The 19,761-nt window shown below is 60.6% G+C and carries 17 protein-coding genes; 12 read left to right on the forward strand and 5 right to left on the reverse strand.

Annotated features, from left to right (window positions below; genetic code table 11):
• The first annotated feature begins 91 nt into the window (after positions 1–91).
• The 5 genes from ACQUQP_RS19400 (at position 92) to ACQUQP_RS19420 (ending at position 5,125) form a co-directional block, all read left to right on the forward strand.
• Entirely contained in the window at positions 92–1,567 is a 1,476-nt protein-coding gene (locus ACQUQP_RS19400) for an aldehyde dehydrogenase family protein (RefSeq protein WP_432696676.1), read from the forward strand.
• 16 nt (positions 1,568–1,583) lie between these two features.
• The gene (locus ACQUQP_RS19405) at positions 1,584–1,901 is read left to right on the forward strand and encodes a c-type cytochrome (RefSeq protein WP_432696677.1); all 318 of its coding nucleotides are present in this window, start codon (positions 1,584–1,586) and stop codon (positions 1,899–1,901) included.
• Between the two features lie 3 nt (positions 1,902–1,904).
• Positions 1,905–2,582, forward strand: a complete 678-nt coding sequence (locus tag ACQUQP_RS19410) for a hypothetical protein (protein WP_432696678.1) — start codon at positions 1,905–1,907, stop codon at positions 2,580–2,582.
• Between the two features lie 4 nt (positions 2,583–2,586).
• Complete coding sequence (locus ACQUQP_RS19415; protein ID WP_432696679.1) at positions 2,587–4,158, forward strand: FAD-binding oxidoreductase; 1,572 nt, start codon at positions 2,587–2,589, stop codon at positions 4,156–4,158.
• A 154-nt stretch (positions 4,159–4,312) separates the two neighbouring features.
• Positions 4,313–5,125, forward strand: a complete 813-nt coding sequence (locus ACQUQP_RS19420; protein ID WP_432696680.1) for a SphA family protein — start codon at positions 4,313–4,315, stop codon at positions 5,123–5,125.
• Positions 5,126–5,190: 65 nt separating this feature from the next.
• On the opposite strand, the gene ACQUQP_RS19425 is transcribed toward ACQUQP_RS19420, so the two are convergent.
• On the reverse strand, positions 5,191–6,132 hold the full coding sequence (locus tag ACQUQP_RS19425) for a DMT family transporter (RefSeq protein ID WP_432696681.1): 942 nt from the start codon (positions 6,130–6,132) through the stop codon (positions 5,191–5,193).
• 187 nt (positions 6,133–6,319) lie between these two features.
• Between ACQUQP_RS19425 and ACQUQP_RS19430 the strand changes: the two genes are divergently transcribed.
• Positions 6,320–6,916, forward strand: a complete 597-nt coding sequence (locus ACQUQP_RS19430) for an FMN-dependent NADH-azoreductase (protein WP_432696682.1) — start codon at positions 6,320–6,322, stop codon at positions 6,914–6,916.
• 7 nt (positions 6,917–6,923) lie between these two features.
• On the opposite strand, the gene ACQUQP_RS19435 is transcribed toward ACQUQP_RS19430, so the two are convergent.
• Together ACQUQP_RS19435 and dacB are read right to left on the reverse strand one after the other, a co-directional pair.
• Positions 6,924–7,856, reverse strand: coding sequence for a LysR substrate-binding domain-containing protein (locus ACQUQP_RS19435; protein WP_432696683.1), 933 nt, complete (start codon positions 7,854–7,856; stop codon positions 6,924–6,926).
• Positions 7,857–7,866: 10 nt separating this feature from the next.
• Positions 7,867–9,306 (reverse strand): D-alanyl-D-alanine carboxypeptidase/D-alanyl-D-alanine endopeptidase, encoded by a 1,440-nt coding sequence (dacB, locus tag ACQUQP_RS19440; protein ID WP_432696684.1) that lies wholly within the window; start codon positions 9,304–9,306, stop codon positions 7,867–7,869.
• A gap of 346 nt (positions 9,307–9,652) precedes the next feature.
• On the opposite strand from dacB, the gene codB reads away from it, so the two are divergent.
• From codB to codA, 3 genes are read left to right on the forward strand one after another with little or no spacing between them, the layout of a single operon-like run.
• Complete coding sequence (codB, locus tag ACQUQP_RS19445) at positions 9,653–10,909, forward strand: cytosine permease (protein ID WP_432696685.1); 1,257 nt, start codon at positions 9,653–9,655, stop codon at positions 10,907–10,909.
• Position 10,910: 1 nt separating this feature from the next.
• Complete coding sequence (locus tag ACQUQP_RS19450) at positions 10,911–12,164, forward strand: PucR family transcriptional regulator (protein ID WP_432696686.1); 1,254 nt, start codon at positions 10,911–10,913, stop codon at positions 12,162–12,164.
• Positions 12,165–12,174: 10 nt separating this feature from the next.
• Positions 12,175–13,425, forward strand: coding sequence for a cytosine deaminase (codA, locus tag ACQUQP_RS19455; RefSeq protein WP_432696687.1), 1,251 nt, complete (start codon positions 12,175–12,177; stop codon positions 13,423–13,425).
• 101 nt (positions 13,426–13,526) lie between these two features.
• On the opposite strand, the gene ACQUQP_RS19460 is transcribed toward codA, so the two are convergent.
• Positions 13,527–14,276, reverse strand: a complete 750-nt coding sequence (locus tag ACQUQP_RS19460) for a GntR family transcriptional regulator (RefSeq protein ID WP_432696688.1) — start codon at positions 14,274–14,276, stop codon at positions 13,527–13,529.
• Positions 14,277–14,673: 397 nt separating this feature from the next.
• Between ACQUQP_RS19460 and ACQUQP_RS19465 the strand changes: the two genes are divergently transcribed.
• From ACQUQP_RS19465 to ACQUQP_RS19475, 3 genes are all read left to right on the forward strand, one after another.
• Entirely contained in the window at positions 14,674–15,732 is a 1,059-nt protein-coding gene (locus tag ACQUQP_RS19465) for a Rieske 2Fe-2S domain-containing protein (RefSeq protein WP_432696689.1), read from the forward strand.
• A gap of 96 nt (positions 15,733–15,828) precedes the next feature.
• A complete protein-coding gene (locus tag ACQUQP_RS19470) occupies positions 15,829–16,782 on the forward strand; it encodes a PDR/VanB family oxidoreductase (RefSeq protein WP_432696690.1) in 954 nt (317 codons plus the stop codon).
• Between the two features lie 486 nt (positions 16,783–17,268).
• A protein-coding gene (locus tag ACQUQP_RS19475; RefSeq protein ID WP_432695585.1) for an IS3 family transposase occupies positions 17,269–18,431 on the forward strand; the annotation gives its coding sequence in 2 pieces (ribosomal slippage) (positions 17,269–17,524 and positions 17,524–18,431; 1,164 coding nt in all).
• 81 nt (positions 18,432–18,512) lie between these two features.
• Here ACQUQP_RS19475 and ACQUQP_RS19480 read toward each other — a convergent pair.
• The gene (locus tag ACQUQP_RS19480; protein ID WP_432696691.1) at positions 18,513–19,703 is read right to left on the reverse strand and encodes an MFS transporter; all 1,191 of its coding nucleotides are present in this window, start codon (positions 19,701–19,703) and stop codon (positions 18,513–18,515) included.
• Between the last annotated feature and the right edge of the window lie 58 nt (positions 19,704–19,761).

Raw genomic sequence — 19,761 nt, forward strand, 5'->3', positions numbered from 1 at the left:
CTGACGGGCCCCACCCTCAGCGCCATATAAGAAATCCAGCGGGTCCAGCCTCTTAGTGCTTACAGGCAACCCCGTCATCTGAGAGATAACAATGAAAGAGACACCCAACGCGTATCAAAACCTTGCGCTCCAGCCCCTCGCCGGAGACTGGCGCAACGGCAGCAGCGGCCGTGTTCTGACGGTCACCAACCCCTACAACAGCGAGTCACTGCTGGAGATCCCCCTGGCCAACCGTGCCGATCTGGACGCCGCCTTCGTCAAGGCCAGCGAGGCGCAACACGCCTGGGCAGCCCTGCCCGCCGGCGAACGCGCCCAGGTCCTCTATAACGCGGTGCAGATCTTTGACCAGCGTCGTGACGAGATCATCGACTGGCTGATCCGCGAATCCGGCAGCACCCGTCTCAAGGCCAGCATCGAGTGGGGCGCCGCCCGCGCCATCACACTGGAAGCGGCCAGCATGCCGAACCGCGTTCACGGCCGCATCCTGGAATCCAGCGTGGCCAGCAAGGAGAGCCGGGTATACCGCAGACCGCTGGGCGTGGTCGGCGTCATCAGCCCCTGGAACTTCCCCCTGCACCTGACCCAACGCTCCATCGCGCCGGCTCTGGCACTGGGCAACGCGGTTGTGGTCAAGCCGGCCAGTGATACGCCGGTCAGCGGCGGCCTGCTACTGGCCCGCATCTTCGAGGAAGCCGGCCTTCCCGCGGGCCTGTTCAGTGTTGTTGTCGGCTCGGGGTCCGAGATCGGCGACGCCTTCGTCGAGCATCCGGTTCCGGCCCTGATCTCCTTTACCGGCTCCACCGAGGTGGGCCGCAATATCGGCCGTATCGCCAGCGGCGGCGACACACTCAAACATGTAGCGTTGGAGCTGGGCGGCAACAGCCCGTTCGTGGTACTCGCCGATGCTGACCTGGAGCAGGCGGTGAATGCGGCGGTTTTCGGCAAGTTTCTGCATAACGGCCAGATCTGCATGGCGATCAACCGCATCATTGTTGAAGAGCCACTTTATGCGCAGTTCTGTGAACGCTTCGCTGCGCGAGTACGCGAGCTGAGCGTGGGCGATCCTGACCGGATCGACACCGCGATCGGCCCGGTTATCAACCAGCGTCAGCTCGAGGGCCTGATCACAAAGATCGAAAAGGCCCAGGCCGAAGGTGCCCGCCTGCTGGTTTCCGGCGAGGCTCAGGGCAACCTTCTGCCACCCCACGTCTTTGCCGATGTAACGCCGGATATGGATATCGCCTTTAACGAGATCTTTGGGCCGCTGGTGGGTATCCAGTGTGCAGCTGATGAAGCACACGCCCTCAGCCTGGCAAACCAGTCCGATTACGGCCTTTCCAGCGCTGTATTTACCTCAAGCCTTGAACGCGGAACCCGCTTCGCCCTCGGTATCCGCGCCGGTATGACCCATATCAACGACATCCCGGTCAATGATGACGCCAACGCCCCGTTCGGCGGCGAGAAAAACTCCGGTGTCGGCCGCTTCAACGGTGACTGGGCGATCGACGAGTTCACCACCGATCACTGGATCACCCTGCAGCACGAACAGCGCCACTACCCCTTCTGATGGCGAGGAGATAGCGATGACAACGACAATAAAACGACCATTCATGCGCCCACTTATCCTGGCAGCGGTCCTGCTTACGGGCAGCACGCTGGCACAGGCCGAAAGCCCCTGGAAAGACGGTGAACAGGTTTACGCCAAGGTGTGCGGTCACTGCCATGAAAAAGGCATAGGCCCAGTGATCAAGGGGCGCCAGCTGCCGCCGGCCTATATCACCGCCATCGTGCGCCATGGTTTCCGTGCCATGCCGGCACTGCGCTCATCCTTTATCGACGATCAGGCTCTGCTGTCGGTGGCTGAATTTATCAACCAGAGCCCTGCGACCGGGGAGGAGTAAGCGATGGATCCGAAACGACGTTTTCTCCTCAAGAGCGCGCTGGCCTCCGGCGTCGGCGGCGCCCTGCTCGGCGCGCCAGCCCTGTCCCGGGCGGCCTCAGGCCTGAACCCCGCCAGCAGCGTGGCGACTCTGCTGCTCAGCAGCGACGCCGCTGTCGAGGCCAGCTTCGGCGCAGGTGTCCAGGCGGCTCTGGGTAACGGCACTTCGCTGCGCAAGCTCCGCGCCGACCACAGCAACCTGCTGGACCCGGCTGTTGCCGCGCTTAACAGCGGCCGCCCGATACGCCTGATCGGCATGGTCGACGATGCCCTTGGTGAGCTGCTTATCGCCCAGGCCCGCCGCGCCGGCGCCCGCCTGCACTGGCTCGGCGAGCACGCCATTAGCCGCGGCCAGACCCGACACCAGGTCATCAACAGCCAGGGTACACAGGGAGCCGCTCTGGAGCTGGGTGAACAGCTCCAGCACTCCCCGGCCGGCTTTGCATTGAGTGCGCGCCAGCCCTTCTCACACAAGCGCAATCTCGACCTGGCTGGCAAACGCGCCGGCAGGCTCTCCACGCGCTGGGCCAGCCACCTTGGCTATGCGCTGGCAGCACCGGGCGCCGTCGTTGATAGCGCCACCCTGGAGCTGCGCAGCGAGCGCCTTGAAGGCCACTTTGTCTCTTTTGTAATTGAGGTTTGAAACGATGAGTCAGCAAACCAATACCGTTCTGCCCAAAGATGTCAGCGCCGGTGATTTCGACGCCGCCGTCAAAGAGTTCCGCGCCCTGCTGGGTGAGGAGAATGTACTGATCCAGAGCGAACAGCTCACCCCCTACACCAAGATCATGATGCCCGGCGATGTGGAGCGGAACACCCCTTCTGCCGCGGTCACCGCCACCAGCGTAGAGCAGGTGCAGGGCGTGGTCCGGATCTGTAACCGCTACGGCATCCCGGTGTGGACCATCTCCACCGGCAACAACTTCGGCTACGGCAGCGCCGCTCCCGGCCAGCGCGGCCAGGTGGTGCTGGACCTTAAAAAGATGAACAAAATCATCCATATCGATGCGGATCTGGGTACCGCACTGGTGGAGCCGGGTGTCACCTATCAGCAGCTTTACGACTACCTGGAGGAGAACAACCTGCCGTTGATGCTCTCCTTCCCGGCACCTTCCGCCATCGCCGGTCCCCTGGGCAACACCATGGACCGGGGTGTCGGCTACACCCCGTACGGCGAGCACTTCCTGATGCAGTGCGGTATGGAGCTGGTCCTGGCCAACGGCGAGATCTATCGCAGCGGCATGGGTGGCGTCGAGGGCGACAATGCCTGGCAGGTGTTCAAGTGGGGCTATGGCCCGACGCTGGACGGCATGTTCACCCAGGCCAACTACGGCATCTGCACCAAGCTGGGTTTCTGGCTGATGCCCAAGCCACCGGTTTCCAAGCCGTTCGAGATCAAGTTCGAGGAAGATACCGATATCGCCGAGATCGTCGAGTTCATCCGTCCGCTGCGCATCGCTCAGGTGATCCCCAACGCCGTGGTGATTGCCGGCGTACTCTGGGAGGCCGCCACCTGCAACACCCGCCGCTCGGACTATACCGATGAACCGGGCGCCACCTCCGAGGCGATCCTCAAGCAGATCCAGAAGGACAAGGACCTGGGTGCCTGGAACGTCTACGCCTGCCTGTACGGTACGCCGGAACAGGTCGAGGTGAACTGGAACATCGTCCAGGGCGCGCTCAAGCAGCTGGGCAAAGGCAAGCTGGTGACCGCGGAGGAAGCCGGCGGCACCGAGCCGTTCACCTACCGCTCCAAGCTGATGACCGGCGTACCCAACCTGCAGGAGTTTGGCCTGTACAACTGGCGCGGCGGCGGTGGCTCCATGTGGTTCGCACCGGTCAGCCAGGCGCGAGGCAGTGAATGCGACAAACAGTACGGGCTGGCGAAACAGATCCTCAACAAACACGGCCTGGATTATGTCGGCGAGTTCATCGTCGGCTGGCGCGATATGCACCACGTGATCGACGTGCTCTATGACCGCACCAACGACGAGGAACGCGCCCGCGCCGAGGCGTGCTTCAACGAGCTTCTCGATGAGTTCGAGAAACGCGGTTACGCCGTTTACCGGGTCAACACCCAGTTCCAGGACCGGGTCGCGCAGAGCTACGGCACAACGAAACGACGGGTTGAACACGCCATCAAGCGTGCACTGGACCCGAACAACATTCTGTCGCCGGGCAAGTCGGGCATCGACCTGAACAACGACTTCACACTTTAACCCCCGAACCGGCACGGAGCCGACCCTCTCTCCGTGCCGGCCCCCTTATCAACCCCGTTTTCCGTTGTTGTCGCCTCGGGATTGGCGTGCAGCCCCTGCGGCACGCCCTTTTTAACCCTGCCGACAACCCGTGAACCTGGAGAAAAACACCACAATGAAAAAAACAATACTAGCCGCTGCTCTCGCCTCCGTCTTTCCTGCCGCCGCCAGCGCCGGCCACTATACGCCGGGTGTCGAGGCGATCCGCGCCGCTGTCGTGCCGGGCCCCGGCCTTTACTACAAAGGCTACGCCGTGCGCTACGACGCAGACGAAAACACGGCACTGCCCGCCGATAGCGAGGTTAGCGTCAACGCCCTGGCCAACCGCTTTATCTGGGTGACCGAGCAGAAACTCCTGGGCGGCGACCTCACCTTTGAAACCATCATCCCGGTTATCCAGACCGACCTGTCCATCGCCGGTGGCGCGCTTGAGAGCGACGAGTGGGGCCTGGGCGATATCTTTTTCGGCAGCGTGCTGGGCTGGCACGGCGAACGCTGGGATGCCGTCGGCGGCATAGGCGTCTGGACCGAGACCGGCCGGGATGACGAACCCGCCGATCCGGGCCTGGGTTACACCGAAACCATGTTAACCTTCGGCGGCAACGTCTACCTCAACGACAGCAAGGATCTGGCGTTCAGCACCCTGGGACGCTACTCGATCGCCGACGACAGCGCCATCGAGGATGAGCTGCTGCTGGAGTGGGCACTGAGCAAACGTCTGGCCACTGGACTGGAGGTGGGCCTGGCCGGTTATGAACGCTGGCAGCTCGAAGGCGGCGACCAGGAAAAGCACGGCATCGGCATCGAAGCCGGTTACTTCTGGCCGCAGACAATGACCGGCCTGAACCTGGCCGTTTACGACGAATACAGCGCTGATCAGGATTTCGAAGGCAGCCTGCTGCGCCTGACGCTGACCAAAGTCTTTTAATCCATAAAAGCTTTTCAGGTCATCTAAGCTTTTCAGGCCACAGGACTGCCCTGTGGCCTGTTTGATCAACTACGGCCGGGCTGGCAGCGGGCATCAACACAGCCCCGCTCCGACCCGATCAGCCAGCACAGGGTTATCAGCAGCAGCCCCAGACTGCCCCAGGTCACCGGATTCAGATGCGCGCTGCCCGCATAGAGCGCAAGCCCCAGCGATACCAGCGGCGTCAGGTAGCTGTAGGCCGCTACACTGCTCGGCATCAGCACCTGCATGGCGCTCTGCAATATCCAGAACGTCATAAAGCTGGCGAACAGCGCCAGCAACCCCAGCACCGCCATATCGCCCAGGCTCAGCAGCTGCCAGAACTGGCTGCCATCGCCGGATTCGAACTGCGCCAAGCCTGTCATCAGCAGTGCGCCTATCAACAGGCTCCAGAACGTGGCAAGCAGCGGGTTGGCCGGCAGCCAGTCGCGCAGCACCAGTACGCGGGAAGAAACCGAGTAAGCGGCCGAGCACGCACAGCCGGCCAGAAATAGCCACTCCCCTGCGCCAAAACTACCAAGGCTGCCGGCACGTCCTTGCAGATTCAGCCCCAGCGCGCCGGCAGCACCGATCAGTAAAACCAGCAGGCGGCCTGCGCCTGAGCGCTCGATACCCACCAGCCGGGCCAACAGCCAGGCGATGGCGGGCAGGGTGACAAACAGCGCGGCCACCGACAGCGCCGAGGTCAGGTTGAGGGCGATAAACTGCGAGCCGAAGAACGCCGCCAGAAACACACCCAGCAGCGTGTAACCCAGCCTGGCCCTGGTGTTCTTCGGCCACCAGCCAGGTTGTTTAACCACCCAGGGATACATCAGCGCCGCGGCGATAAGAAAGCGCACCGCGGTCAGCCAGAGCGGCGACAGCGCTTCATCCAGGGTGGCCGCCAACGGAAAGGATCCGCCCACCAGCACAGCCCAGAGCAGCATCATCAGATGCGCGCCGAGCGGCGTTTTCATCAAACTGTTCATCATCATTCTCCATAGCTGTTTATGCACCCCAGGCGTTGCCGGGCGCGGGGAGTAGATGAACAGAGTGCGCCAGCGGCGCACTGGCGGGGTTTAAAGATTAAAAGGCGCGTTCGGATTTTCCGACTCCGGCCGGCTGGCCTGTCGCTAGTCTGGAAAACTCATTCATACAAGACCGATGGAGAACAGCATGACTAGCCTTTTGTACTTGAAGACCAGCGCCAACGCCGAGCGCAGCCGATCCTCCCTGCTGTGTGAGCGCTTTATCGCCCGACGCATCGAGAACCAACCCCGCACCCGGCTCCTGACACGGGACCTGGTCAGCGACCCGCTACCCCACCTCGGCCCGTCGCAGTGGGATGCGCTGCGTCTGCCTGTGGATAAGCTGAACGCCGACCAGATCATCTACCGGCGTCTCTCCGATGACCTGATCGACGAGTTCGACAGGGCCGATGCGGTGGTGATCGCCCTGCCGCTGTATAACGCCGGGATCCCGTCACAGCTGAAGGCTTATTTCGATCTGCTGGCCCGCGCCGGCGTCAGTTTCGAGTTCACTGCCGAGGGGCCCAAAGGGCTGCTAAAGGACAAAGACGTGTATCTGGTATCCACCCGTGGCGGCATCCTCGCACCTGAGGATGATCATCAGCTGCCGGCACTGGAACAGCTGCTCGGGCTGCTAGGTATCAGCCGCTTTCATCGCGTAATAGCACAAGGTCTGGACCTGTCGCCGGAAAGTGCAGACAAGGAATTGAGCACCGCCTGGAGCCAGCTGGCCGCCCTGGCCTGAGGTGCACTCAGCCGCTGCCGCCAAGCTGCAGCTCGCTCTCGCAGATCCGCACCAGTTGCTGCCGCAACCAGCGCCGCCCGGGGCTGTCATTGGAGGGCGCCCAGACCATATCGAAGGTGAAGTTGGGGCAGCCCAGCGGCGGCTGGTTGATCTGTACTCCAGGTGGAATCCGCAGCGCGGGCAGCAGGCTTTCCGGCAGCATCATCATGCAGGGCAACTGCTCCAGCATATTCAGACAGGCCTGATAGTTACTGGCCCAGGCCACCACCGTACGGCTGCGGCCAAGCTGCTCCAGCCAGAGGTCCACCATGTTACGTGGCGACTGCCAGGGTGAGGGATACAGATGCAGAGCATCGCAATATTCATCGATACTGATCTGCCTGGGCCTGTTGCCCCGCGCCATGCAGACAAAGCGGTCCTCGAACAGCGGCTGCCGTTCCAGCTGCGGATGCAATTGAAAATAGGCGCCGGGACCGGGCACGCAGAACAGGTCCACCTTGCCCGCCAGCAACTCTTCGGTGGGCAGTTTTTCACGCAGCTTCTGCATATGCAGGATGCGGCGCGGTGAGCATTCCAGCGCGGCTTTCATCAAACGGGGTAGCAGCAGGAGCTCAAAGGCCTCCGGCACGCACAGTTCCAGCGGCAGTTCCCGGTCATCCGCATCGCCCAAGCCTTCTGCTGAACGGTTGATCGCCTCCAGCGCATTGCGCAGGTAGGGCTCGATATAGAGCGCCCGCGCCGTGGGCAACAGACCGCTGCTGTCACGGACAAACAGCTCATCGCCAAGGCTTTCGCGCAGGCGTTTCAGCGAATAGCTCACCGTGGGCGGACTGACGCTGAGCTCCTCGGCGGTCTTGCGCGCGTTGTGCGTTTTGAACAGCGACAGGAAGATCGCAATATCCTGGATATCCAGTTTGCGCAGCAGGTTATTGCTCAGCATGGCACTGTACTCATCCCCGGTTATGGATAGTGACCAGCAGGTTACGCTCAAACTCGGCCCGCGCCCTGCGCATCTCTGCCGGATCATCCCCACGGGCGATGCCCGATACCATCAGTACAAACAGGTAGCGTTTTCCCGATGCCGCCTGGAGAAAGCCGGCCAGGTTGGAGGAACCGTTCACCGTGCCGCTCTTGGCGCGGATGGTGCCACTCAGCGGCGCTTCACGCAGACTACGGCGGTACTTCAGGGTACCGTTCTGCCCCGCTACCGGCAGCGCCTGGTAAGCAGCCATCTGCGGATTGCGGTTCAGAAAGCTCAGGACGGCCGCCAGCTGCCGGGCGCTGAGCTGGTTATCCCGCGACAGACCGGAACCATCCTTCAGGGTAGTCACCCCCAGCTCCAGCCCGGCCTGCTCACGCAGGATCTGGATGACCTCGCGGGCGCCAACCTCGAATGAACCGATACCACTACGCTGCGCGCCCAGCGTCTTCAGCAGGTTGTCGGCATAGAGGTTATCGGAATGCTGCAGCACCTCTTCGAGCAGGCTAGACAGTGGTGCGGAGCTGACCTGCGCCAGCGTCTGCCACTGCTCGCCGCTGGCTGACTGTTCCAGGCGGCGGGTTGTGCCGGCAAGCAAAATACCGCGCTGATGCAGCTCCTGCTGCAGGATATCCCCCAGGTAGGCTGCCGTATCATTGACCGCGAAGTTCAGCGGCCAACGTCGCTGCGCTTTGGTGATACAGCCACTCAGCTGATAGCGGTTGCCGGGGCCGCGCTCCAGCCTAAGATCGCAGAGGCTCTCCTGCTTCTCGCTGGCACTGACCAGTTCCACGTCAGCGGCGGCAGCAACCGGCTGATGTTCGGGCACAAACAGACGCGCCTTGTTGCCGTTCACCTTTGTATCGAGACTCGCTGCGACGCAGTTGTGCTCGATGGTGAAAGCCGACGCCGGGGCGCTGTAGCAGACGCCCAGGTTATCCCAGGGCCAGCCCCGTGCCCGCTCGTAACCGCTGAAGACACGACCATCGAGCAGCAGATCGCCATCGATCCGCGTAATCCCTTTAGCCTGCAGCTGGTCCAGCAGTTCGCCCAGCTGCGCCCGGCTCAGGTCGGGCGCACCGCTCAGGAGCAGCTTGAGATCACCCTGCCAACTGCCGTTCTTGACCCGGCCCTGGCCCAGCAGCCTAGTCTTGAAGCGATAATCAGCGCCAAGCTGCAGCTCTGATGCCAGGGCTGTGAGCAGCTTCTGAGTGCTGGCCGGAGGCAGCAGCAGATCGCTGTTATGCTCCGCCTGCAGTGCTCCGCCATCCAGCGGCCGCACCAGCAGCGCCACCTGGGCGCCCTGGGGCGACTGCGCCAGTGCCGTCTGCAGCGCCGTATCCGTTGCCGCGCGCAGGGGCGTCAGCGCCAACAGCAGCAAGACCCAGAAACTAAAAAATCGCAGTCGCATTACTTTCCTTTCAACCGATCAGGGGTGTTATTTATCCAGCCGACTTAAGCACAGGCTGCGCGATTATCTGATCCCGGCGGCTGGCCGGGAGTTCCGTCCGCAATCAGCCCCGCCGCACTCTGATGATACATTTGATGAACCGAAGAGGGGCAAGAACAGTGTGTTACATCAGAACGCCTCCGCGCCCCAGCGGCTTTACTGTGCACTCTGCACAAGCCATTGACGTAACACTCGTCGGAATTCCACAATCTTTCTTCACCTCCGCCACCGCACCCCGGACTGGAACAGGCCTTGCTATGTGTGCAGTGTCGTAAAGCAAACTCTTATTATCATTGCGGAGCACGCTATGGAAAACTCAGATTACCCGTTGAGCGAAGTGCCCAACAGCGAGCGCAAGGGGCTGCTCTCCACCTCGGTTGTACTGCTCGGCTTTACCTTTTTTACCGCCACCATGTGGGCGGGCGGATCTCTCGGCAGCGCCTTCGACTTCGGCGAGCTGATGCTGGTGATCCTGATCGGCAACCTGCTGCTGGGCGCCTACGCGGCGGCCCTGGCGTATATCGCCTGCAAAAGCGGTCTTAACTCTGTGCTGATGGGGCGCTTCTGTTTCGGCGAGATCGGCAGCAAGCTGTCCGACTTTGTGCTCGGTTTTACCCAGATCGGCTGGTACGCCTGGGGTACCGCCACCATCGCCGTGGTGCTGGTAAAAACCACCGGGATGCCGGAATCCCTGGAGATTCCGCTGATGATCCTGTTCGGCATGGCGTTCTGCATCACCGCCATGATCGGCTTCAAAGGCCTGGATCTGCTGTCGCGCTTTGCCGTGCCGGCGATGATGCTGTTTATCCTGATCAGCCTCTACACCGGCATGGTCGATGTGGGCGGCGTTTCCGGCCTGCTCGGCCAGAGCCCGTCGGAAAGCATGAGTTTTGCCGCTGCGATCACCGTGGTGATCGGTACCTTTATCAGCGGCGGTACCCAGGCCACCAACTGGAGCCGCTTTGCCAAAACGCCGAAGATCGCCGTGATCGCGACCCTGGCTGCGTTCTTTGTCGGCAACGGCCTGATGGTGCTGACCGGCGCACTGGGCGCGATGATCTACCAGCAGGCGGATATCGTCGATGTGATGCTGGCCCAGGGCTTTGTGGTACTGGCGGTGCTGATGCTGTTCCTCAACATCTGGACCACCCAGGACAACACCATCTACAACTTCGCCGTGGCCGGCTGCAACCTGCTGCGCACCGACAAGCGCAAGGTCGTCACCGTGACCGGCGCCGCCATCGGCACCGTGCTGGCAGTGGGCGGCATGTACAACCTGCTGATCCCCTTCCTGGTACTGCTCGGCACCTTCATCCCGCCGATCGGCGGCGTGATCATGGCGGACTTCTGGGTCAACCATAAGGGCAAGTATCCAAAGCTCGCCGATGTGAGTCTGCCGGCGTTCAACTGGATCGGGCTGGGTGGCTATGTAGTAGGTTCCGCCGCGGCTTACTTCTCGCCGGTACTGCCGCCGCTGGTGGGTGTGATCGTCGCCGCGCTCTGCTATAGCATCCTGGTAAAAATGCCGTTTGCCAGCCCGGCAATGGACGCGGCCGAAGGCTGATATGACAATAAGCTGCGCCGATATACCGCGCCTGCCCGGCCTGGAAGAGATCCGCTTCCGGGCCGGTCTGCAGGGCGGTAACCGACCTGTCCGCTGGCCCTACGTGGCGGAGAACGACTGCATCGCCCCCTGGGTTCGAGGCGGCGAACTGGTGTTTGTCACCGGTATCAACCGGCCCCGCTCGGAAGCCAACCTGAAGCAGCTGGTACATGAAGCAGTTGAGCATCAGGTCGCGGGGCTGGTGATCCTCACCGGGCCCGAATTTATCCGCGAGATTCCTGCCGGTGTGCTGGAGCTCGCCAACACCCTGAATTTCCCGATTCTGGAACAGCCCTACTCGCTGAAAATGGTAGTGGTCACCGAGGTGATCTCCAACGCCATCGTGCAGGACAACCTGATCGGCCAGTCCACCAAGCTGTTCCTGACCCGGCTGATCAACGGCTTTGCCGATGCGCCGGAGCTTATCCACCTGCGCGCTGCCGAGCTGGGCCTGAACGATAACCGCCCCTACGCGGTGGTCTCGGTGCGTATCTCCGGTTTTCACCAGCGCCTGCTCAGCGAGGACCGGGATCAGCACTGGCAGCTGATCCACCAGCGTAATCAGCTGGAACAGCAGTTCGGCGAACTGCTCAAACGGCGCGGTATCGACTGGCCCGTACTGGTACTGGAGCAGGACCTGATCGCCATCTGGCCCGCCGAGAAAGACCACGCCAGCGCCCTGGCCGACGAAATAGATTCCGCGCTGAATCAGCTTCAGAACCGGATGCCGGAGCTGCAGCTGTACGCCGGCGCCAGCGATCTGCAGCCGGGCCTGAGCCAGCTGTCATCTGCCGTGGAGCAGTCCCGCCAGGCGGTGCAGTTCGCCGTGCAGCATGGCGGCCAGCGGCTGTTTTTCTATGATCAGCTCGGCATCGCCCGGCTGTTTGCCGCGATCCCGCAGCGCAACCTGCTGGCCCAGTTCTGCCAGCAGCAGCTTGGCAGCCTCTGTTTCGCCCGCGACGACCAGTCGCTGATGCTGAAAGAGACCCTGACCCAATACCTGAATCTGTTCGGCAACCAGCAGCAGACCGCCGAGAGCCTGGGCATTCACCGCAACACTTTGAGACATCGACTGAAACGGATAGAGCAGCTGATCGGCCACCGCCTCGGCGACGCCTTCGTGCGGCTTAACCTGCAGAACGCCCTGCTGATCGAGCAAATCCTGTTTCAGCACCACAATATCGACAGCCAGCTCCCCACAGCTGGAGATCACTGAAGAGGTTCCTATGAAAATCGTTAATGCCCGTCTGCGACAGAAGCCCCTGCTCCACACCCTGGAGATCACCGCCGGGCTGTTCAGCCAGATCAGTGAACAGAGCGGCAGCATAGAATGCCCGGAAGGCGCCATCGACGCCGGTGGCAAGCTGCTCTGCGCGCCGTTTGTCGAGCCGCATATCCACCTGGATGCGGCGCTGACCGCCGGCGAACCCAACTGGAACCAGAGCGGTACGCTGTTTGAAGGGATCGAGCGCTGGGGCGAGCGCAAGCCGATGCTGAACGAGGCCGATATCCGCCGCCGCGTACTGGAAACCATCGAACTGCTGGTGCAGAACGGCGTGCAGCATATCCGCAGCCACGCCGACATCTCCGACCCCAGCCTGGTGGGCCTGAAAACGCTCTGCACCCTGCGTGATGAGCTGAAAGACAAGATCGACCTGCAGGTGGTGGCGTTTCCGCAGGACGGCCTGCTCTCCTTCCCCAACGGCCTTAAGCTGATGGAGGAGGCGCTGGAGTTTGGCGCCGATGTGGTCGGCGGTATTCCCCATTTCGAATACACCCGTGAGCTGGGCGTCGAGTCGATGAAAACCGTCATAGAACTGGCGAAGAAATATGACCGCCTGGTCGATGTGCACTGTGACGAGATCGACGATCCCAGCTCCCGCTTCCTCGAGGTACTGGCCTGCGAGGCGCTGTTCAACGAGCTGGGCTCAAGGGTCACCGCCAGCCACACCACGGCGATGCACTCCTACGACAACGCCTACTGCTCCAAGCTGTTCCGCCTGCTGAAGAACTCCGGCATCAACTTTATCTCCTGCCCCACCGAGAGCATCCACCTGCAGGGTCGCTTTGATACTTATCCGAAGCGTCGTGGCCTGACCCGGGTAAAAGAGCTGCGTGAAGCGGGCATCAATGTCTGCTTCGCCGAGGATTCGATCTTCGATCCCTGGTACTCCCTCGGTAACGGCAAGCTGCTGCGAAGCCTGGATTTCGGTCTGCATATCTGCCAGATGATGGGATACCGCGACTTCGAGAGCGCGCTGGACCTGATCACCGACAACAGCGCCCGCACCCTGAATATACAGGATCGTTACGGCATCGAAACCGGCAAGCCGGGCAGTTTTATTCTGCTCGACGGTGAAGATGACTACAGCGTGCTGCGCAAGCAGGGCGAGGTGCTGCTGTCGGTACGTCAGGGTGAGATTATCATGCGGCGCGAGCCTGCTCGCGTAAGCAGTGCACCTTATATTTCGGCCTGATCGCCGCTTACCTTTCCCGCACGGCCGCAGTCATTGTACGGCCGCGATCCAGGGTGCCGCGATAGCGACAGCATTAATGAAAAGCGCCTGAGCGGCATCAATCAGTGCGCCGCCGAGCCATCCTCATCGGAGCTCGGTGCGCCCTTGCCGATCACCCGAACCTCACTCTCGTCAGGATCCTTGTCAGCGAAAATATCGGCATATCGCAGCGTGGCGTTGGCATGCTCACGCATGATTGCCTCGGCACGGGTGCCCTGGCCCCGGTCGATCGCATCGAACACCGCATGGTGCTGCATATGGGCAAAGTTAAAGCGGCGGTATTCCTGCTTCATATTGTTCTGGTCGAAGGCGATCGAAGTGACCGAGGCGAACGGCAGGTGCTCGTTGCGTGACATGGCCGTGCTGATCGCCGGGTTGCAGCTCGCCTCTATGATCAGCGCATGGAAGCGCTGATTCAGGTCGTGATATTCCTCGATATCCTCTTCACTGACATAGCCCTTGTCGAACAGCTGATCGCCCTCGGAGAGGCACTCCAGAAGGCCGCGCCGGATCTCTGCTGACACGCCCAGCTCCGCCGCCTGGCGTGCGGCCAGACCTTCCAGCACCCCGCGTACTTCAATGGCGCCACTGACCTCGTCCTGGGTCACCTCACGCACACGGTAGCCGCGCCGTTCCAGCTTGGTCAGCAGACCTTCCTGCTCCAGGGCCCGGAAAGCGATACGGATCGGCGTACGTGAAACACCCAGCCTTTCTGCGGTGGGAATTTCCGCGATACGCTCACCCGCCTCCAGTTCACCGGAAATGATCATCTGCCTCAAAGTGCTCAGCACACGCTGACCGGCTCTGCTCATAGGCTGTCGCTACCCCGCTTCTGTTCACATCTGTTCATTGCACTTACTCATATCACTTACTGATGGCACTGAAGCTCATTACACCAGTTCGTCCGGATTGAAGACTGCGCCCTAAAAAACAATTATGACACCTGTGTGGATCCAATAAATGCACAGCAATATTCAATTTATAGAACAGCTTCGGCCTGATTAATAGCAAAATATTTTCATAAAACCCTTTTAAATACATTGTATTAAGCAGAAAAAACGGGCTATAAGCAGGACCCGCTCCGTGTAAATACACCTAAAGTACAACTTAATTTTTTGGATCCATTACTAGCAAAACACACACTATCTAGTGCATTATTCACTCAAATTGGATCCATAAGTAGAACAAACACAAATTAGGAGCCCTGTCATGTTCCCGAAAAACTGCTGGTATGTCGCTTGTACCCCCGACGAATTTGCAGATAAGCCGCTGGCCCGTCAGATCTGCGGCGAACGCATGGCTTTTTACCGCGATGGCGAAGGCAAGGTTGCCGCTGTCGAAGACTTCTGCCCGCACCGCGGCGCACCGCTTTCCCTCGGTTATGTTGAAGACGGTCAGCTGACCTGTGGTTACCACGGCCTGAAGATGGGTCGTGACGGCAAGACCACCTCCATGCCGAAACAGCGCGTAGGCGGTTTCCCCTGCGTCAAGAGCTACCCGGTTGAAGAGCGTTACGGCTTTATCTGGGTATGGCCGGGCGACGCCGACAAGGCCGACCCGAGCGAAATCCATCACCTGGAGTGGGCTGTCAGCGATGACTGGGCCTACGGTGGCGGTCTGTTCCACATCCAGTGCGATTACCGCCTGATGATCGACAACCTGATGGACCTGACCCACGAAACCTACGTGCACTCCACCAGCATCGGTCAGAAAGAGATCGACGAAGCACCGGTTCGCACCAAGGTTGTCGATGGTGAAGTTCGCACCAGCCGTTACATGGAAGATATCAAGGCGCCGCCGTTCTGGCAGGCCGCTCTCGAAGCCAACGATCTGGACCCTGATGCCGACGTGGACCGCTGGCAGGTCTGCCGCTTCACTCCGCCGAGCCACGTTCTGATCGACGTTGGTGTGGCACTGAAAGGTGAAGGTGGTCCGGATGCACCGGCCGACAAACGTGCCAACAGCATTGTTGTCGACTTCATCACGCCGGAAACCGAAACCAGCCACTGGTACTTCTGGGGTATGGCGCGTAACTTCAAGCCGCAGGACGCCGAGCTGACCGCGAAGATCCGCGAAGGCCAGGGCAAGATCTTCACCGAAGATCTTGAGATGCTGGAGCGCCAGCAGCGCAACCTGCTCGAGTTCCCGGACCGCAACCTGCTCAAGCTGGATATCGACGCCGGTGGCGTTCAGGCCCGCCGCATCATCGATCGCATGATCGAGGCCGAGCAGGAAGACACCAATCTGATCAAGACGGCTTCCGCCTGATCGGTTCCAACCTATAACAATAATTCGGGAGACGCGGTGCTAAAGCATCGCGTCTCCTGACAGTTCCGGCCCGGGCTGCGGGCCAAAGGACATGCTGTGATCGACGCAAAAATAACGAAGAAAAGCCGCGAAACAGCGGACATCTGCCTTATCGAGCTGGCCCGCCCTGATGGCTCGGCCCTGCCCGCCTTCAGTGCCGGCGCACATATCGACCTGCACCTGGGCAACGGCCTGATCCGCCAGTACTCGCTCTGCAACCACCCCAATGAAGACCACCGCTACGAAATTGCGGTGCTCAACGATCCGGAATCTCGCGGCGGCTCGCGCTATGTGCATGAGCAGCTGAACGAGGGCACCACGCTGCAGATCAGCGAACCGCGCAATCTTTTCCCGCTGGAAGCCAAGGCGGAACGCCACCTGCTGATCGCCGGCGGTATCGGCATCACGCCGATCCTCTGCATGGCGGAGCGCCTGAACCACCAGGGCGGCGAGTTCGAGATGCACTACTGCACACGAACCCCGGAAACCACCGCCTTCGCCGAGCGCATCAGCAACTCAGCCTTTGCTGACCGGGTGGAGTTCCACCACAGCCACACCGACACGCCCAGCACCATGGACACCAAGGCAGTGATGGAAGCCCAGGCAGCCGGTACCCACCTGTATGTCTGTGGTCCCAACGGCTTTATGGATCATGTGCTCGACACCGCCCGCGAATGCGGCTGGCCGGAAGAGCGCCTGCACCGCGAGCACTTTGCCGCCGAAGCAACAAGCCAGGAGGGCGACACCGCCTTTGAGGTACAGCTGGCCAGCAGCGGCGATGTTATCGAGATCCCCGCCGACCGCACTGTGCTGGAAGTACTGATGGAAAGAGACGTGGATGTACCCTTCTCCTGCGAAGAGGGCGTCTGCGGTACCTGCGCAGTGCGCCTGCTCGAAGGCGAGCCGGATCACCGTGATGTGTTCATGACGCCGACCGAGCACGCCGCCAACGAGGAGTTCGCGCCCTGCTGCTCCCGCGCCAAGAGCAAGCGTCTGGTACTCGATATCTAAAAGCTATCTGCGTTGCCGAATGCTGCGTTAAAAACAGGCGGCGTTCCGCTTGCCTCGGCGGCCTCGATAACGCTTTTCAATATCCTGCGATAAGACGCCACTGGCAGGGGAAAAACTTTCCCCTGCCCCACCAATTCCCCTTCGCCACTTCCTAAACCGCACGTGTAACAACAGCTTGCTGCCCAACCACCTAAGCGCAGCAATATCCCCTTCAGTGCAGCCGAGCATCGCAGACTGAAAGAGAAACAAGGGACAGGCTGTTTGAGCGACGAAGGAGTGACTTCCTGTAAGGTTAAGAGTCTGTCCCGCTCTTTCAGTCGAGAAGCACAGGGCAGTCGGCGCAGCCGACCAAACTGCAGGGGCGACTAGGGATTGTTAAGGGATTTTTCGCAAAATCCCTTAACTCGCCAGTAGGCGAAACCTGTAGTGGTTCAATGATTCCGGACACCCAGATAGGTGGTAACCTTGCCACCCAAGAGGTGTTCAATGAAAAAACAACGTCGTTCCTTCACGCCCGAGTTCAAGCTGGAAGCCGCCAGTCTTGTACTGGATCAGGGCTATTCCATCGTTGAGGCCTGCCGGTCACTTGGTATCGGTGATACCGCACTGCGTCGGTGGGTGGATCAGTTACGTGCCGAACGTGACGGGGAAACGCCCGCCAGCAAAGCTATGACGCCCGAGCAGAAGCGCATCCAGGAACTGGAAGCCAGGGTTAAACGCCTGGAGCAAGAAAAGGACATATTAAAAAAGGCTTCCGCTCTCTTAATGTCAGACGAGTTCAAACGTATGCGCTGATAGACCGTTTGAGAGAGTTAAAGCCTGTTGATCTGGTCTGTCAGGCATTTGGTATCAAACGTTCCAGTTATTATGACTACAGGAAGGCAAAGCGGCGTATCAAGCCGCAACGCCTTGAGCTTAAAGCCCACGTAAACCGTGCTTTCAAGCTCAGCCGTGGCGCGCTGGGAAGCCGGGGTATCTGTGACTTTCTGGCTTCAGAAGGGATCGTTGCCGGCCGCTATTTAGTCCGTCGCCTGATGAAAGAGTCCGGCTTAGTGTGTAAGCAGCCAGGCCGCCATAAATACAAACGGACGACCATTGAGCATGTGGACATACCCAACCGGCTGAACCGTGAATTTGATGTGTTACACCCTAACCAAGTCTGGTGCGGTGACATCACCTACATTTGGACAGGATCTCAGTGGTCTTATCTAGCCGTCGTTCTGGATCTGTACGCCCGCAAAGTTGTTGGCTGGGCAGTCTCCACGACAGCCGACGCGAGTCTAGTCATCAAGGCGTTGGATGACGCCTGGAACCGGCGTGGGCACCCTGAAGGCATCATGTTCCATTCGGATCAGGGATGTCAGTACACCAGTCTGAAGTTCCGCCAGCGGCTTTGGCGCTACCGCATGGAGCAAAGCATGAGCCGTCGTGGAAATTGCTGGGACAACTCGCCGATGGAGAGGTTGTTCCGCAGCCTGAAAACGGAATGGGTGCCAGAAACCGGTTATTCCTCGCTAATGGTCGCCAAAATGGATATGGGTCGGTATCTGATGGATTACTACAACCGCCAGCGGCCACATCGTGCCAATGGCGGCATCAGTCCGGTGGCGGCGGAAGAAAAACTTAAAACCGTGTCCGGGATTAGTTGACCACTACAACCTGGATCCAACAGTGCGCCAGCACAAAATACTAAACGACTTTTAAGAGAGGTCTCGGCGTCTGCAAGAGTATCACTGCACCGCTGCATCGGAGCGGGATTCAAGCGCCCGCCGGCGCCCGCTGTCCCAGACCATCAGCATGGCGATAGCGATAGCCGGCAGCATCAGCAGGTTGAGCAGCTCCCAGCCGAACAATGCCTGGAGCTTACCCGACAGCATGGCGCCCAGCGCCGAAAAACCGAACACCAGGAAGTCGTTCATCCCCTGCACCTTGGCCTTTTCCGCCGGGTAGTAGGTATGGGTCAGCAGCGTCGTTGCGCCGATAAAGGCGAAGTTCCAGCCCATCCCCAGCGCCACCATCGACAGCAAGAAGTGCCAATAGGTCACCCCGAGCTGATTCAGCAGCACACAGGCGATCAGCAGCAGACAGCCGCTCTGAATCACCCGGGTATCGCCAAAACGGGCGATCAGCTTGCCGGTGAAAAACGAGGGCAGAAACATTCCCAGCACGTGCCACTGGATGATGCTGGCGGTACTGCCGAAGCCGAAGCCGCAGGCCTCCATGGCCAGCGGGGTGGCGGTCATCACCAGCACCATGACACCGTAACCTATGGCGCCGGCCGTCACCGCCGCCACCAGAGCAGGCTGGCGTAGCAGTCGTGAATAGGGGCGAGTCTCGCCCTGCCGTTCCGCCAGGTTGACCGGCGGCAGCGGCAGGATGGCGATCAACAGGGTGGTAAACAGATAGAGTCCGATCAGCACGTAAAACGCGCCCAGGTACTGACTGTCCGGCACCAGTCCCTGGGCCCAGATCGCCAGGTTCGGCCCCAGTACAGCGGCCAGTACACCACCGCCCATCACCAGACCTATCGCCTTGGGATGTTGCGCCGGCGAGCAGCTTTCGATGGCGGCAAAGCGGTATTGCTGGCCGACACCGATCGCCATACCCAGCAGAAAGGTACTGGTACAGAACAGCGTGAAGTCAGACTGCGCCAGCGAGAACGCGGCCAGCGTGGCGCCGCCGACACCGATCAGGTTACCCGCCAGAAAGCCGACCTTGCGGCCAAACCAGCGCATCAACTGCGCCGCTGGCAGGGTGGCGCTCATGAGACCGAGAAACTGAAGCGAGGCCGGCAGCGTCGCCAGCCCCAGGTCCGGCGCGATCGACTGACCGATCAGCGCGGTCACCGCGACCAGCAAAATATTTCCGCTCACCAGCAGCGCCTGTCCCAGCGCCAGGCCCCAGACATTGATCGGTAACATGGTACAATCACTCCGTTCTGACAGGCGGCAAATATAACACTCTGCTAATCAACTTGCC

Source organism: Marinobacterium sp. YM272 (genome assembly GCF_050908845.1).
In the GTDB taxonomy this organism is placed as follows: Bacteria; Pseudomonadota; Gammaproteobacteria; order Pseudomonadales; family Balneatricaceae; genus Marinobacterium_D.